Consider the following 15,806-nt stretch of genomic DNA (forward strand, 5'->3'; position numbering starts at 1 on the left):
ACTTTATATGCAGAAAGTTGCAAAAAAATAACGGTCATTTCTGTAATTTTTTTTCTTTTCGGTCGCGAATTCTACCACTGAATGAATCCAATATCACTGTCTAAGAATTGTCTTAGGACAAGGTTTTATCGAGAAATATTAATTTTTTGGTTCAAAATAAATGGACGAATAAGTTTCGGTTTGACTATAATAAGTTTCAAATCGAAACTTATTGTTCAAACTAACAATGTCGAAACGAAACACCCAACTAAGAAGACACGCGATTTCCAACCTAGTCAGTGAGCAGGGAGAGGTGAGCGTCGATGAACTTTCCCAGCGGTTTGAGACTTCAGAAGTCACCATCAGAAAGGATCTGGCGTCATTAGAAAAAAATGGCCAGCTGCTGCGCCGATATGGCGGGGCGATTGCCATCCCGACCGAAGTCATCCATGAAGAGCTCCAGCCCAATGTTTCGACTCGAAAGCTAAATCTGGCTAAAACGGCTGCATCCTTGATCCGTGACCATAATCGCATTGTTATCGACAGTGGCAGTACCACCGCGGCGTTGATCCAGCAACTGAATGACAAGCGCGGTCTGGTGGTGATGACCAATTCACTACATGTGGCCAACGCCCTGAATGAACTGGAAAGTGAACCTACCCTGCTGATGACCGGCGGCACCTGGGATACACATTCGGAATCGTTTCAGGGCAAAGTCGCCGAATCTGTGCTGCGTGCTTATGACTTTGATCAGCTGTTTATTGGTGCTGATGGCGTCGATTTAGAACGCGGCACGACCACGTTTAATGAACTGGTTGGCTTAAGTAAGGTGATGGCGGAAGTTTCGCGCGAAGTGATCGTGATGATTGAATCGGAAAAAATCGGACGTAAGATCCCCAACCTCGAACTGGCGTGGGAGCAGATTGATGTCCTGGTCACCGATGCAGAATTGTCTGCTGACCATAAGTCGAAAATCGAACAGTGTGGCGTAAAAGTGATTTGCGCCTAATTTAAATAGACAACTATTTTCATATTCACTTCCCTCAGCCCAACTTAGCACTGCTTGCTGCTTTTTATCAGATCGCGGTCGGGGAAGCATAAAACCATAAACGGAGATAAACACATGTGTGGAATCGTCGGTGCAGTTGCACAACGAGATGTTGCTGAAATTTTGGTGGAAGGTTTACGTCGTCTGGAATACCGCGGCTATGACTCGGCGGGGGTAGCGATTGTCGATAGTGAAAGCAACCTGACCAGAATTCGTCGCTTGGGTAAAGTTCAAGAACTGGCGGATGCGGTAGAAGAAGCAAAAGTGATTGGCGGTACAGGTATTGCCCATACCCGCTGGGCGACACACGGCGAGCCTTCGGAAGCTAACGCCCACCCACACATGTCGGGCGATATCGCCGTGGTGCATAACGGCATCATCGAAAACCACGAAGAGTTGCGTGAGCTACTGCAATCGCGTGGCTACGTGTTTGAATCTCAGACTGATACTGAAGTGATTGCTCACCTGGTGGAGTGGGAGCTTCGTACTTCTGAAACCTTGCTGGAAGCAGTACAAAAAACCGCGCAGCAGCTAGAGGGGGCATACGGTACAGTTGCACTGGATCGTAACGATCCTTCACGTATCGTCGTGGCACGCTCTGGCAGCCCGATCGTGATCGGCTTTGGCGTCGGAGAAAACTTCCTTGCCTCAGACCAGTTGGCACTGCTTAACGTGACTCGCCGCTTCATGTACCTGGAAGAGGGCGATGTGGCTGAAATCACTCGTCGCGAAGTGACGGTATTTGATGAGAAAGGTGAGCGTGTTGAGCGTGAAATCGTAGAATCTAACGCGGAACATGATGCCGGTGACAAAGGCCAGTACCGCCACTTTATGCAGAAAGAGATTTATGAGCAGCCGACCGCGCTGATCAATACCATGGAAGGCCGTATCACCGCCGACTCGGTAGTGACCGAAGCGATTGGAGTGAATGCCGCAGAGATCCTGAGTAAGGTTGAACACGTGCAGATCGTAGCCTGTGGTACCTCATACAATGCCGGTATGACGGCCCGCTACTGGTTTGAAGACATTGCCGGTGTCAGCTGTGATGTGGAGATCGCGTCTGAGTTCCGTTACCGCAAATTTGTGACCCGTCCTAACAGCCTGTTGATCACGCTGTCTCAGTCGGGTGAAACGGCTGATACCCTGGCGGCGCTTCGTCTGGCAAAAGAGAAAGGCTACATGGCGGCGATGACCATCTGTAACGTCGCGGGCTCTTCACTGGTGCGTGAGTCAGACTTTGCCTTTATGACCCGTGCGGGGGTGGAAATCGGTGTGGCATCGACCAAAGCGTTCACCACTCAGCTTTCTGCCCTGCTGATGTTAGTCACGGCGCTGGGTAAGCAGCAAAACCGCATCAGCCAAGAGAAAGAACAAGAGATCGTTGATGCGCTGCACGCGTTGCCAAAACAGATTGAAGCGGCACTGGCGTTTGAAAAAGACATTGAAGCGTTGGCAGAAGATTTTGCTGACAAGCATCACACCCTGTTCCTTGGTCGTGGTGAGTTTTACCCAATCGCGATGGAAGCGTCGTTGAAGCTGAAAGAGATCTCTTACATTCACGCTGAAGCGTACGCGGCCGGTGAGCTGAAACACGGCCCGCTGGCGCTGATTGATGCCGATATGCCAGTGGTTGTGGTTGCTCCAAGCAACGATCTGCTGGAAAAACTGAAGTCGAACATTGAAGAAGTGCGTGCCCGTGGTGGCCTGCTGTATGTGTTTGCCGATGAGAACGCTGGCTTTGAAGCGGACGAAACCATGAAGATCATCACCATGCCACACGTGAGTGAAATTACTGCAGCGATCTACTACACCATCCCGATGCAGCTGCTGTCTTACTATGTGGCGCTGATCAAGGGAACCGACGTTGACCAGCCGCGTAACCTGGCAAAAGCGGTGACGGTTGAGTAATTTGTTACTGTTATTATCGTTGTAAGTGTCGGAAGACAATATAGTTTGTTCGATTCCAATTAAGTCTGATCATTTACAATTAAGTTTGTCACTTTTCCTTTATCAGTTCACTTGGCAGAGGTGATGTGAACCGACTATAGCAAACACGCCTTTGCCCAATTGTCCAACAGCTTGTTGGACAAACTCCACCCCCTCAATTTTGCAAGAGGTTCTTGCAAAAATCACTCTGAAGCACTTCTGCCCCAAACCTTCTTAGACCCAAAGGGTGTACTATCTCGCTAAGGCGGCACTAGACTAAATAAATCTAATAAGTACTTTTGGTATTTGTACGGTAATGTGCCGTGACTCTAACTCGAAACGCTCAGTTATTCACACAAGGAATGATATCTATTGAGTTTCATAACAGAAGGTAGCAACATAAATCAGATAATCAGGCCTATAAAGCTGGTCAACAACAATAACAAGGAGTAATTGTGCAAGAAAGTAGAGTCCAAATTCGTCCCGCTAGAGCCAATGAACTACAAGTCTTGTATTTATTGATCACATCAAATGACGAGTGGACTAAGTTCAATGGACCATATTTTCCATACACTCATCCAACGATAGAAGTTTTCGAAACAGGCGTGTTTCAAAGACTTCTAGAGGGGGCTAGCCTACAAGTTGTAACATTTGATAATGTACCCGTAGGGACGGTAAACAGTTACTGGGAGTGTGAAAGAACTCGTTGGCTTGAGGCGGGTGTTGTTATCTATGATTCAGAATATTGGGGCAACGGAATAGCTTCCGAAGCGATCTCTCTTTGGGTTGATTATTTATTTGAGAATCATTTTATTGAGCGTGTGGGTATGACAACATGGTCTGGTAACCCAAGAATGATGGCACTCGCCTCAAAAATTGGTTTTAAACAAGAAGCTGTGTTACGCAAGGTTCGATATTATCAAGGGAAATACTACGATTCTGTAAAGTATGGCGTGCTTAAGTCTGAGTGGAAAAATCGCAACTAAATAGCTACTTGCCAACGTATGCTGAACTCACATTTGGGCTTTGTTGCGTAATTCGATGGAACTAAATCAGGAAGTGATACCGCCAAACTCACCAATGTTTCGGATCGTACAGCAATACGGGTGGCGAAGAAGTTAGCAATTGAACGTTCATTGGGCTTCATACCCCTAATCCACTACAGGTACGCTATAAATAACATAGAAATTATACTTACCTATCAATTCATGAAATATCTCATTGATAGTGAAAGGGGTTATGGCTTATAAGTACAGTGATGGATAGTTTTAATCTTACGGATTGGAGATAAGCTTATGAATACTCAATACTCAATACTCAATAATAGAATTTTTAAACAAGCATTGCTTTTTTTACTAACTCCCATACTGCTTACTGGTTGTCCGCTTGAGGGAGATGATGGTAAGTCTGGTACTGTTGGTCTCGATGGTCTTGATGGAATTAATTGTTGGGATTCTAATTCCAACAGAATCAATGATCCAGAAGAAGACATTAATGCTGATGGTGTCTGGGATGTTAAAGATTGCACTTTTCAAACACAGGTGACTCAAAATCCCGATGCTGATTTCAATCACCAGCATATTTGCGAAGCTCTTGCGAATTTAGGTGAATACCCCACTGGTTGTCCTTCCGCTAGTCATACTAACCCAATTGGTACACTGACAGAAATTGGATCTACGTTTGACGTTGGAGATGGACAAAATGCGGTTAGTTGCAACTTGGAGCCGAATAATGGCCTGTTGAGTGTTGAGCCAAGATATGGCGAATTCTACTGGATCTTAGAGGGTGGTTTCATTGCTAACACCACAACTATACCTTTAGAGGATGAGCTAGGTGACACTGGGAAAAGTTGTTTTAATCTTTGTCAAGCGGACTCAGAATGCATTGCTTCTTTTGCAAATTCAAGCTTGCAAGGTGGTCAAATAAGTTACACATGCTCACTCTTTCATCATTCAGATACTGTTGAACCTTGGGCAAGATTGTGTAGTAACGAGTTTGCAGATTGTGTTCGTGCAACTGGTGTCTTGCAAAGCGCCCAACGTTGGAGCACTATTTGCCCTTAGACAACACATAGCAAGTCGCTCAAAAGGATAAAAAATAGTTGGCTAAGTTTCGCTCCATTTCAAATTTTAGCCAACTGTTCCCGTACGGTTAAGTTAGCGTTACTTTCCCATACTTCATCTAATCAGTTACATCCTAATTTAGTAATGTAACTGACAAGGTTTTGTCCAAAAGCTTGTTAGAGATTGAGCAAAATTTATTGTCATTTCCACAGTGCATCTGGTAGCAGTACATCTTAAAAATGATCAAACTTTAGCTTTTTATAGCCTACGAATCGCTTGAAAAGGCACGTTTCGATCAAAGTTTATTGTCCTCCGACAGTAAGCAAAAGCCGAGGCCATGTGCCTCGGCTTTTTTATCCCATCCAGTTTGTCTCCATGTTATTTCGCCTAAAAAAAGCATTGTAGGAAACCGCTATAAAAGAGCGTATAACGGGCTGTTTTCAGCCTGGGCGTGTACCTTAACGGGTTATTCGGAACATTCAGAACGACGGGCCTGAGGCTGCATGCCGTCGTATCAGTGGTAATGTTATTGGGCGGGCTGTGTGCGCCGCGTCGTTTGCTGCTGAGGTAGCACGATACAATATTGGCCTTCTGTGCGTCTGCCATAGCGTTTAGGGGGGGGAGCTGTAAGGGGACACGTAATCCTGAATGAAGCACCTGCTGGTTGATCTGGAGGCATTGACAGTAAGACCAGCTGAACACGATGGCATCATGAAAGTCAGCTGGCAGCAGTTGCGGAAAGGTAGCCAAGCCTGGAAATTAAATGCAGATAATTTGTCGCTAAGAATTAAGGGATAACTAATACCAGGAATTATGAATTATTCTAAATTATATGTTTAAGTTTGTTTGTATTTTGAATGATTGCTTGGGAAATATATTATTAATTAATGGACGCCTGTAATTGAATATTTTGTCATTTAAATAAATATGACGCCCTTCTTACTTCTTCTTTAAAGTTCATTTTTTACACATTGACAATGGTTACATATTGCCCTGATTTGGATAATATATAACAAAAGCTATATAGGCCTTTAATTCTTTTCTCTACTTAGAGAGGTAGTTCTATGCATAAAATCATAAATACAATTGGTATGATGATTATTGCTGGCAAATACGCACTATTTATCTTGCTGGCAGGTTTGACCGTAGCCACAGGTGTTAATGCCGCGGATCCGGCGCTAATCATGGGCTTGGAAGGTAACGAATAACCATCATTTGTTTACCTCTAATAAAAAGAGCAGCTAGAAATAGCCGCTCTTTTTTTGTGGCCATAGTTCATCAATAAGTGCTGCTTATTGCTACATCCGTACTATTTCTAATTTATATGGCTTAGTGTGAAACATTTCGCAATATTTCGGAAAAGTAGATGTGTAAATTCTGTTAGAACTGGCTCTTATTTGTATTTGGTTTCAATTTAAATGTGCTTTTTAAATGGAGTGGTGCGAATAATTGATTTTGATCAAGGAAGCATTCTGAACACTGTTTTTCTGATTCGATATCTAATTACAATAATATTGCTTTGGGGTAATTTAAATAAAAATTAATTTATTCTAAATGCAAATTATATTTTCAGCCTGAATATATAATTTGTAATTAAGAAGGTAATGTTTATTTTCTGCCATGACATTAAACGAAGCAATGGCAGGCAATAATCCGAGTTGGAGAAGACAATGACAAAAAAGTGGTTTACCGAACAGGTTGACACCTCTTTATCGATGATGGGGTCAACGGTTGAGCAGGGCTTGTCTGCTGAAGAAGTCAAAAACCGTCAGGAACAGTATGGTGCCAATACGATTCAGGAGCAGGATAAGAAATCAGCCCTGGAGCTGTTTGTACATCAGTTTAAGAACCCGCTGATTTTTATTCTGGCCATTGGCGCGGTTGTTTCTTTCTTTACCGGTCACCTGGTGGATGCGGTTGCGATTACCGTCATTATTTTTATTAATGCCATTATTGCGTTTTGGCAGGAGTTCAAGGCGCAGAAAGGCATGGAAGCGCTGCGTGAAATGGCAGCGCCCAGCGCCCAGGTAAGACGTGATGGCGAATGGGTGGATGTTCCGGCGAAAGAACTGGTGCCGGGCGACATTTTAAAGATCAGTACCGGTGATATTCTTGCGGCTGACGTACGTATTATTGAAGCCAACCGGCTTTCGGTTGATGAAGCGGCGTTAACCGGTGAATCTGAGCCGGTGGATAAGACCTCCGCGAAACTGGACGATGAACATATTGGGCTGGGCGATCAGGTTAATATGGGCTTTATGACCACTATCGTGACCTCTGGTACTGGCTTAGGACTGGTCACTGCCATCGGTATGCAAACTGAAGTCGGCCATATCGCCGATATGATGGCCAATACTGAAGAAACCAAAACGCCGATGCAGGAGCGGATGGACACCATCGCGAAAATTTTGATGGTGGCCGCGTTAGGTATCGTTGGGGTGATTTGCGTCATTGGCCTGATGTATGGCATGCCATGGCTGGAAATCCTCAATACTGGTATTTCTCTGTCGGTGGCGGCGATCCCTGAAGGTTTGCCAACCGTGATCTCTATCGTGCTGACGATGGGCTCGACCCAGATGGTGAAAAACAACGCCCTGGCGAAACAGTTATCAGCGATTGAAACGCTGGGCTCGACCACCGTGATCTGCTCCGATAAAACCGGCACCCTGACCCAGAACCAAATGCAGGTAATGAAAGCGTATGATGCCAGTGGCCGCTACTGGGAAGTGACGGGCAAAGGTTTTTCACCGCAAGGTGAGTTCAAGCCGGTTGCCCATGCCTCCCGGGTCAGTGACAGCCCGGAAATGCTGCATGGCCTGACTGTCGCGACGCTGTGTAATGATGCGGAGTATATTCAGGATGGTGACAATTCAAGAGTGCGCGGTAACCCAACCGAAGGTGCCCTGATTGTCGCGGCAGCAAAAGCAGGACTTGAACAGCGCGAGCTGCTCGACAGCGGAAAATTCAGTGTAGTGGAACGATACCCGTTCGACTCGGCACGTAAGATGGCTTCGGTGATAGTGCGAGCGGCGAATGGTAAACACTTCCTGGCAATTAAAGGGGCGCCCGATGTGGTCCTGAAAAATGCCTCTGGCTTTATGGTCAACGGTGCCGTGGTAGCACGTACCCCATGTGCTACCGATGGTAGTTTGGCTCTTGCCAGCAACCCGGCAGAAGAGCTTGTTACAAGCTATGAGGCTGCGATCCAGGACTTTGCCCACCAGGCACTGCGCACCCTTGCGGTAGGCGTTCGTGAGCTGTCAGATGCGGATCTGGAGAAAGATCATGAGGAGTTGGAAAAAGACGTCACCATCCTCGGTCTGTTCGGCATCATGGATCCCCCTCGTCCTGAGGTGCGTGATGCGGTGAACAGCTGTTACGACGCAGGCGTTCGTACCGTCATGATCACCGGTGACCATGCGCTGACCGCCGCTGCGATTGCACGCGAAATAGGCATTATCCGTAGTGAAGAGGATCTGGTGGTCACCGGAGCCGAGCTGGATGAAATGAGTGACGACAAGCTGCGTGAAATCTGCCCGAAAGTGGCGGTGTTTGCCCGCGTTACCCCAGAGCACAAACTGCGGATTGTTCAGGCTCAGCAAGAAAATAATGAAGTTGCCGCCATGACCGGGGATGGGGTGAATGACGCGCCTGCATTGCGAAGAGCGGATATTGGTGTCGCGATGGGCATTACCGGTACTTCAGTGGCTAAAGATTCGGGTGATCTGATCCTGCTTGATGATAACTTCAGCACGATTGTCAAAGCAGTGCGTCAGGGACGCCAGATCTTCGATAACCTGCGTAAGTTTATCCGCCAGGCACTGACGGCCAACGTAGGTGAAGTCTCCGTGATCCTGATTGCGTTTTTAGCCATGGGACCGGCGGTGATCCTGCCGCTGACACCGCTGATGATTTTATGGATCAACTTGGTTTCTGACGGCCTGCCAGCACTGGCATTGGGGGTAGAACCGGAAGAGAAAGATCTGATGGAACGTAAACCGCGCAAGCGTAATGAGAGTTTCTTTGCTGACCATCTTGGTACCCGGATTGTGATTCGTGGCCTGGCTCTGGGCGGCATGAGCTACCTGGCCTTCAGTTGGGCACTGCAGTCCGGTCACGGCGCGGCATATGCACAAACCATGGCCTTTGCGATGCTGGTGTTTGCTCAGCTCTGGCACCTGTTTGATTCACGAACGTTCAGCTCGCTGTATCGCAAAAATCCATTCACCAACAAAAAACTGCTTGGTGCGGTGGCCATCTCTGCCAGCTTGTCACTTGGTGTGATTTATAGCGGAGTGGGTCAGGCTATTTTTGCCACACAGGCGCTGAGTGCAGCCCACCTGATAGGTATTATCCTGGCTTCGTCACTGCCGACGCTGGTGTTATCCGGGGTGAAAGAGCTGACCAAAATTAAGTTTGTCTAACTTCCCGGCATGAGGTTAACCGCCTCATGCCAGTATCAATCAAGCGTGAAAACAAGGGGGATATATGCGAGATGAAGATAAAGCCAATCGTTCTTTTGCCAAGTTTTTCCTAGGGTTATTTGCCGGGCTGACCATGATATCAAGCTGCCAGAGCTAGGTCGGCCATTACTCCCAGCAGTAGCCATTGATAGCCGTGGCTACTCTTTTTTTTTGGAGCTATTCGTGTACAAAGTTATCACCTATTCAATTTTGTTATTGGCTGGCCTGATCATGTCACAGCTTTTGCCAGCGACCATTGACAGCTACGCCAGCATCCAGCCAGTTATCTTTGCGCTGACCATGGTAGCATTGAGCTACATCATGATTAACGTCGGGCGAGAGTTTGAGATCGACAAAAACAATTTAAGGCAATATGGCTGGGATTACGTCGTCGCGATGACGACGGCGACCTTCCCCTGGATTGGTGTGGTTCTCTATTTTCTGCTGGTGTTGTTTCCGCAGACCATGTGGACCAGCAGTGAGGTGTGGAAGGAGCTGTTCATTATCGGCCGTTTTGCCGCGCCTACCTCTGCCGGTGTGCTGTTTGCGATGCTCGCGGCGGCAGGTTTGGGTGCTACGTGGGTATTTGCCAAAGCGAGAGTACTGGCGATTTTTGATGACTTGGATACGGTGCTACTGATGATCCCGCTGTCGATCCTCGTGGTCGGCTGGAATCCGATGATGGGTCTGATGCTGCTGCTGATGATTGCAATGCTGGCGGCGGGCTATCTCTATCTGCACCAGTGGGCGATCCCATCCAGTGCGCCGATGGTGTTGCTGTACTCTGTGGTGATCACGTTCGGCTGTGAGCTTTTCTATCTCGGAACGAAAGTGCATTTTGAAGTGTTACTTCCGGCATTTGTCCTGGGATGTCTGATGAAGTCCCAACATGAATCCCAACGTGATGAAAAGATATCAACCGTGGTCGCGGGGTGCTTTATGGTGCTGGTGGGCCTCTCGTTACCACAGGTGTTTGGTCCGGTAGCCATTTCGCCTGAAAACACCAGTGTCACCGCTGGGCTGGATTCCATGGGGATCCGCGAAATTGCCAAACACGTGTTGATCATTACCCTTATCGCCAATGTAGGCAAAATGTTCCCGCTGTTTTGTTACCGCAAGGTGGCCAGCCTTAGGGAGCGTCTGGCTCTGTCATTGGCGATGTGCCCGCGTGGTGAAGTTGGTGCTGGGGTGATCATGATCAGTATCGGCTATGGATTTGGCGGGCCGGTCCTTACCATTTCTATGCTGGCTCTGGCATTGAACCTGGTGATGACCGGAGGGTTTATTCTGCTGGTTAAACGACTGATTGAAGGTCATCAGCAAGAGGCTCTGATCCAGCCGCCCGTCCGGGTGCAGGCATAAAGTCGATTGGCCCCCAAGGTAAAATGCCGATCACCGTGAGTGATCGGCATTTTTATTGCGTAGAGGTTAAGATGGTTTATTGGGCACTGTCCAAATAAGCTTTAGAAGAAATATCGGTCCATGCGCGTACTTTGCTCAGATAGCTGGCCTGTGAATCAATGATTTGTTTGGCCAACGGATCGTTATTCGCCTGTTCCTGCAGCAGAGCGGTCGTGGCCTGTCGCATTGCCTGCAGTACTTTGGGCGGGAAATCTCGCACCTTTATGTCGGGGTACTCCGCCTGCATTGTTGCCCAGCTGCTGGCATTGGCATCCACGGCTTGAGTGTACATATCGAAAGCGGCAACACGGAACGCGGTTTCCAGGATAACTTGCAGGTCTTCAGGTAGTTTCGCCCAAGTTTTTTTGTTGACCAGAAACTGGGTTTCTGACCCGGGTTCATGCCAGGCGGTGTAGTAGTATGGCGCGATTTTTTGAAATCCCATGCGCAGATCAAAGGCCGGACCCACCCATTCCAGCGCATCTATCGTGCCACGCTCCAGTGAGGTATACAGCTCGCCCGGGGCAATATTGGTCGGTTTGGCTCCGACCCTTGCCATGACTTCACCGGCAAAACCGGGAATACGGATTTTCAGGCCCTGTAAATCATCCAGCGAGTGAATTTCCTTTTTAAACCACCCGCCCATCTGAATGTCGGAGTTTCCTCCCGGGAATGACAGGAGATTGTGTGGCGCGTAGACCTGCGCCATCAGCTCCATACCGCCGCCACGATAAAACCAGGCGTACTGTTCGGTTGCTATCATGCCAAATGGCATCGAAGAGAAAAACAGCGTGTTGGGGACTTTGCCTTTCCAGTAGTAAGAGCTGGAGTGGCCGAGATCATACTGGCCGGATTTGACCATATCAAACACCCCAAACGGCGCTTTGTGTTTGTTGGCCGAATCGATGCGGATCCGGAGCCGGCCATTGGACATCTGCTCCGCCAGTCTGGCCATGTTCTTACTGGCGTCACCGAGGATCGGGGTATTGGGGCCCCATGTTTCGGCGAGTTTCAGGTGATAGACGGTCTCTTTCGCTTGTAGCTGGAAGGGGAGCAGGGCGATCAGCAGCATCATCAGTTTGGGGAACAAGCGGGGTAATAGCTTGAGCATGTTTGGCTTCCTTGTTGTGGTTATTATTTCATCAATAGAGTCGGTATAAGTGGCTAACGAATCAATGCTGCTGCTGATGTGTAGCGATGAACGAAGCAGAGTAACCTGCTGGCATGTCGTTGGTATTCAGCCGAAGCCTCTGCCTGTTATGCATGGGCTGGGTAATTTCAGTGAATAGATGGCGGGGGGAGAGTGTGAAATCGTCATTTAAAAAGTGTTGCGGTAATCACGGCAACAAACCCGCGTGGCGGTGCTTTCATTGCCTTGCCTCTGGTGCGTTGTAAGGCCAAGTCCAGGCCGGAAGTCAGCAATTATCAATGCATAGCCTGTTAGTTGTAGTCAGATTTGCCGCATCAGCGGAGGGCAAAACTGTGCCCCGGATTGGGCTTTTGGTGGCGAAACTGCGCTATCTTGGACATTGCGTTGGTTCGGAAGTGATATTCAGGGGGATAAATGAAGGGCGTTTCTAATAAGAGTGCTATCTGGTTGGGTTTAAGTGTGATCATTGGCTTAGGCATGCTGGGTTTTTTCATTCAGCAAACGGCGATTCAGTATAAAGCGTATGAAAGAGTGGTGACAGTGAAAGGGCTGTCGGAAAGAGAGTATCCGGCTGATACGGTGATATGGCCAATCAAATTTACCGTGGCGAGCAACGACATGAGTGCCATGTTTGATCAAATCGATCAACAAACTGAACTGATCATGAGCTTTTTGGCTGATCATGGCATCAACCGCAGCCGGGTTTCGCTCTCATCGCCGTCAGTGATCGACCGTAAAGCCCAGCAGTACGGCGGCGAGCGCGATGCGGAGTTTCGTTATTTGGCGTCGCAGACACTGACTGTCTACAGTACAGAGGTGGAAGTGGTGCGAATGGCGATCAATAGTATTGGCCAGTTGGGCAAGCAAGGGGTGGTGTTTAATCAGGATCCTTATGAGAACCGCATTGAGTACAGTTTTACCCAGTTGAATGACGTTAAACCTGAGATGATCGAAGAGGCGACCAAAAATGCGCGCCAGGTGGCGTTGAAATTTGCCAAGGATTCACAGAGTTCATTAGGTAAGATCAAGCAGGCATCACAAGGGCAGTTTTCGATTAGCAGCCGGGACAGTAATACTCCGCAAATCAAAAAAGTCCGGGTGGTGTCAACGGTTCAGTACTATTTATCGGACTGACGCGTATCGGGCTAACACGCCGCGCCTTATCAGGCGCGGCGTGTCGTATTGCCGATATCGGAGTTAAAACATTACAGGATTGGATCGATATCTTGCTCGGTATGCTCACCTGAAACGACTTCAACCGGAGTGTAGTGCTGGTAGATCAGGAAGCCGTCTTCTGCGGTTTCATGGTTTTCCGGCGTATCGACGTACGCGGTGCAGGTGTAGCCCAGGGTATAGGTACCCGGGCCGACGAAACCAAATTCGTAGTCGTAAACGCGGTTGCCTTCTTCATCTTCCGAATCGTTGACACTGGCGATGGCCACCGGGGTGTTATACGGTTCTGGTGCGCCCATATCCCCCATGGTGGTTCGATCCATGGCACCTGCGTATAAATATATGGCATGCACAGCCTCGACATCATTGATCGCATTAAAGGTCGCACTGTCGGCGACACAGGCATCGTACTGAACGGGATTGACCGTACCAATGATGTGACCGGATTCTGATGCATTGACCAAAGTAACAGCGTTGCGCTGCATGTTCATATGATCCTGGCCTTGTGGATCAGCCAGCCCGCGGCGTAAATCAAACTCGACGATGTAACTGTTGAAGCCAGTTGCGATTTCAATCGCTTCACTGGGCTTGGCAAACACTAGTGTGCCCTGATCAGTTTGTTCTGGTTTGAAACCATAACAGCTGCCCTGGTTATTGACCACCAGCCCTTTGATGCTGCCATCGGTTTTTTCAACGAATGAGGTCGAAGTATCGCCCAGCAGGCGTCCCTCTTTGACGTACAGGCACATTGCGTAATGACCCGGAGCAAGCTCTTGCTCACTGATGATGGTCTCAGCATTGCTGCCCTGGTACTGCATCAAATCTACCTGGCGGAGCTGACCATTTTCACGTGCATCCATCAGGATATGAGCACCGTTTTGCTCACCGGTTTCCGGATCAATCGGTACCAGCACCACATCCTGAAAGCCCATTACCACTTTATTGGCATCATCAACCGGGGCATCAGACACGCCAAGCGAAAAGGTTGTCATATCGGGCGAGGAAGATGAGCTGTCGCCACCGCAGCCAGCCAGCAACAAACCGCCAGAGATGGCGAGTAGGGGATAAGTTATTTTTTTCATATTAGCCTCGAGCAATCCTTACAAACGTATGGAAAGGGTAGTATTGATTTGCCCTGGCAATGTCATTTATCCGTTATTATTAAGTTAATTATCAAAAGTGGGAAAGTTGGCGTCCCAGCAGGAATTATCTGTACAGGCAGTTAATGCTCTGTTCCTGCCGGGAGGCCGGATAATGCCGACGGGGTTCAGATTTTCAGCCAGGCTAATACCGCATCGGGTGTCGGAACGCTGCCGGAGTGCATGACCTGGCCATCCATCACCACGGCGGGGGTGGTCAACACATCGTAATTCATGATTTCCTCCATATCGGTAACCTTATCAACGTGGACGTCAATGCCGTGTTCTTGGGCTACCTGTTCAATCAGTTCCGCGGTTTTAACGCAGTTAGTACATCCTGAACCCAAAACTTTAAATACTTTCATCTTCATCTCCTAAAACTGCCAGAACGGCAAATTAAATATCCAGCCCATCAGCGTGAATGCGAACAGCAACAGGGCAAAAATCAACCCCAGCAGCCGCCATTGCATCACCTGTTTTAGCATAACGAATTCGGGCACACTTGCTGCAACCGTGCTCATACAGAACGCCAGGGTGGTACCAACCGGTAAGCCATTTTTGAGCAGGCTTTCCATAATTGGGATCACTCCGGTGGTATTTGAGTAAAGCGGAATGCCCAGTAATACTGACGCCGGTACCGACCACCACTGGCCTGCGCCCAAGTGTGTTTCAACCCAGCCGTCAGGCACAAAACCATGCAGGCCAGCACCGATACCGACACCTATTAATACCCATTTCCATACTCGTCCGACAATGTTATACATCTCTTGCCTGGCGAACTGATGGCGAAGGGATAATGTCATTGTAGCCCCGTCAGCGGAGGAAGGAGGCCCGCAGTTGCTTGCCGGTGGGTTGGTGTGCGCCTTATCCATGGCCTTAACTGCTAGTGGTTGTAGCCAGCGCTCTGCGCCAAGTTGGTCTAGCAACCAGCCGCCTAATACGCCGATCAGCATACCGGTGATCAGGTACACCAGGGTGAACTTCCATCCGAGTAAGCTGAACAAGAGCAAAATCGCGATTTCGTTGATCAGCGGGGAGGTGATCAGGAATGCCATCGTAATACCCAGGGGGATCCCGGCGGAGGTGAAACCGAGAAATACCGGAATACTGGAGCAAGAGCAAAAGGGCGTAATTGCGCCGAAAAAACTGCCGGCCAGGTAACCAAACCAACGTTTTTTTCCGGCTAAGTAATGGCGCACTTTTCCGATGTTCAGTGAGGCACGAAACAGGGCGATCACATAAATCATCACCACCAGCAGCACCATGATTTTGCTGGTATCTTCGATAAAAAAATGCATGGCAGCGGCGAGCTTGCTGCCGGTTTGCATACCAAAAATCTGGTAGGTGAACCAGTCGGCTAAACTGCTGAATATTTCAAACATATCGGCTCCCCAAACCGCACATTTCGCCTGAATGGTCCGTACGTTTTTTCATAACACACGTAACCGGCGGAATAGGTGTGGT

Annotated in this window: 12 protein-coding genes and 1 pseudogene; 9 read left to right on the forward strand and 4 right to left on the reverse strand. The window is 48.4% G+C overall.

Going from position 1 to position 15,806, the window contains the following annotated elements; translation table 11 throughout:
• The first annotated feature begins 226 nt into the window (after positions 1-226).
• The 8 genes and pseudogenes from P2G85_RS05950 (at position 227) to P2G85_RS05980 (ending at position 10,841) form a co-directional block, all read left to right on the forward strand.
• Complete coding sequence (locus tag P2G85_RS05950; protein WP_275863180.1) at positions 227-988, forward strand: DeoR family transcriptional regulator; 762 nt, start codon at positions 227-229, stop codon at positions 986-988.
• Positions 989-1,102: 114 nt separating this feature from the next.
• Positions 1,103-2,935, forward strand: a complete 1,833-nt coding sequence (glmS, locus tag P2G85_RS05955; protein ID WP_275863181.1) for a glutamine--fructose-6-phosphate transaminase (isomerizing) — start codon at positions 1,103-1,105, stop codon at positions 2,933-2,935.
• A 473-nt stretch (positions 2,936-3,408) separates the two neighbouring features.
• Positions 3,409-3,939 carry a GNAT family protein gene (locus P2G85_RS05960; protein WP_275863182.1) on the forward strand — a complete coding sequence of 177 codons (531 nt, stop codon included), beginning with the start codon at positions 3,409-3,411 and terminating at the stop codon, positions 3,937-3,939.
• Positions 3,940-4,005: 66 nt separating this feature from the next.
• A pseudogene (locus tag P2G85_RS21495) lies at positions 4,006-4,095 on the forward strand (serine recombinase); the annotation flags it as partial.
• A gap of 153 nt (positions 4,096-4,248) precedes the next feature.
• Positions 4,249-5,016, forward strand: a complete 768-nt coding sequence (locus P2G85_RS05965; RefSeq protein ID WP_275863183.1) for a hypothetical protein — start codon at positions 4,249-4,251, stop codon at positions 5,014-5,016.
• A gap of 1,064 nt (positions 5,017-6,080) precedes the next feature.
• Complete coding sequence (locus tag P2G85_RS05970; RefSeq protein ID WP_275863184.1) at positions 6,081-6,224, forward strand: hypothetical protein; 144 nt, start codon at positions 6,081-6,083, stop codon at positions 6,222-6,224.
• A 462-nt stretch (positions 6,225-6,686) separates the two neighbouring features.
• On the forward strand, positions 6,687-9,440 hold the full coding sequence (locus P2G85_RS05975) for a cation-transporting P-type ATPase (protein ID WP_275863185.1): 2,754 nt from the start codon (positions 6,687-6,689) through the stop codon (positions 9,438-9,440).
• Between the two features lie 222 nt (positions 9,441-9,662).
• Entirely contained in the window at positions 9,663-10,841 is a 1,179-nt protein-coding gene (locus tag P2G85_RS05980) for a sodium:proton antiporter (RefSeq protein WP_275863186.1), read from the forward strand.
• 76 nt (positions 10,842-10,917) lie between these two features.
• On the opposite strand, the gene P2G85_RS05985 is transcribed toward P2G85_RS05980, so the two are convergent.
• Complete coding sequence (locus P2G85_RS05985) at positions 10,918-11,955, reverse strand: TRAP transporter substrate-binding protein (RefSeq protein WP_275863283.1); 1,038 nt, start codon at positions 11,953-11,955, stop codon at positions 10,918-10,920.
• Between the two features lie 489 nt (positions 11,956-12,444).
• On the opposite strand from P2G85_RS05985, the gene P2G85_RS05990 reads away from it, so the two are divergent.
• A complete protein-coding gene (locus P2G85_RS05990; RefSeq protein ID WP_275863187.1) occupies positions 12,445-13,164 on the forward strand; it encodes an SIMPL domain-containing protein in 720 nt (239 codons plus the stop codon).
• 71 nt (positions 13,165-13,235) lie between these two features.
• On the opposite strand, the gene P2G85_RS05995 is transcribed toward P2G85_RS05990, so the two are convergent.
• From P2G85_RS05995 to P2G85_RS06005, 3 genes are all read right to left on the reverse strand, one after another.
• Entirely contained in the window at positions 13,236-14,285 is a 1,050-nt protein-coding gene (locus P2G85_RS05995; protein ID WP_275863188.1) for a DUF4382 domain-containing protein, read from the reverse strand.
• Positions 14,286-14,470: 185 nt separating this feature from the next.
• Positions 14,471-14,707: a thioredoxin family protein gene (locus P2G85_RS06000; protein WP_275863189.1), complete on the reverse strand. Its 237-nt coding sequence runs from the start codon at positions 14,705-14,707 to the stop codon at positions 14,471-14,473.
• Between the two features lie 9 nt (positions 14,708-14,716).
• Positions 14,717-15,724, reverse strand: coding sequence for a permease (locus P2G85_RS06005; RefSeq protein WP_275863190.1), 1,008 nt, complete (start codon positions 15,722-15,724; stop codon positions 14,717-14,719).
• Between the last annotated feature and the right edge of the window lie 82 nt (positions 15,725-15,806).

The sequence above is a fragment of the Vibrio sp. CAU 1672 genome (assembly GCF_029223195.1).
Classification (GTDB): Bacteria; Pseudomonadota; Gammaproteobacteria; order Enterobacterales; family Vibrionaceae; genus Vibrio.

Coding starts and splice junctions, on each gene's coding strand:
- glmS (WP_275863181.1), top strand. CDS start 1,103: ATGTGTGGAATCGTCGGTGCAGTTGCACAACGAGATGTTGCTGAAATT.
- P2G85_RS05995 (WP_275863188.1), bottom strand. CDS start 14,285: ATGAAAAAAATAACTTATCCCCTACTCGCCATCTCTGGCGGTTTGTTG.
- P2G85_RS05950 (WP_275863180.1), top strand. CDS start 227: ATGTCGAAACGAAACACCCAACTAAGAAGACACGCGATTTCCAACCTA.
- P2G85_RS05985 (WP_275863283.1), bottom strand. CDS start 11,955: ATGATGCTGCTGATCGCCCTGCTCCCCTTCCAGCTACAAGCGAAAGAG.
- P2G85_RS06005 (WP_275863190.1), bottom strand. CDS start 15,724: ATGTTTGAAATATTCAGCAGTTTAGCCGACTGGTTCACCTACCAGATT.
- P2G85_RS06000 (WP_275863189.1), bottom strand. CDS start 14,707: ATGAAAGTATTTAAAGTTTTGGGTTCAGGATGTACTAACTGCGTTAAA.
- P2G85_RS05975 (WP_275863185.1), top strand. CDS start 6,687: ATGACAAAAAAGTGGTTTACCGAACAGGTTGACACCTCTTTATCGATG.
- P2G85_RS05990 (WP_275863187.1), top strand. CDS start 12,445: ATGAAGGGCGTTTCTAATAAGAGTGCTATCTGGTTGGGTTTAAGTGTG.
- P2G85_RS05965 (WP_275863183.1), top strand. CDS start 4,249: ATGAATACTCAATACTCAATACTCAATAATAGAATTTTTAAACAAGCA.
- P2G85_RS05970 (WP_275863184.1), top strand. CDS start 6,081: ATGCATAAAATCATAAATACAATTGGTATGATGATTATTGCTGGCAAA.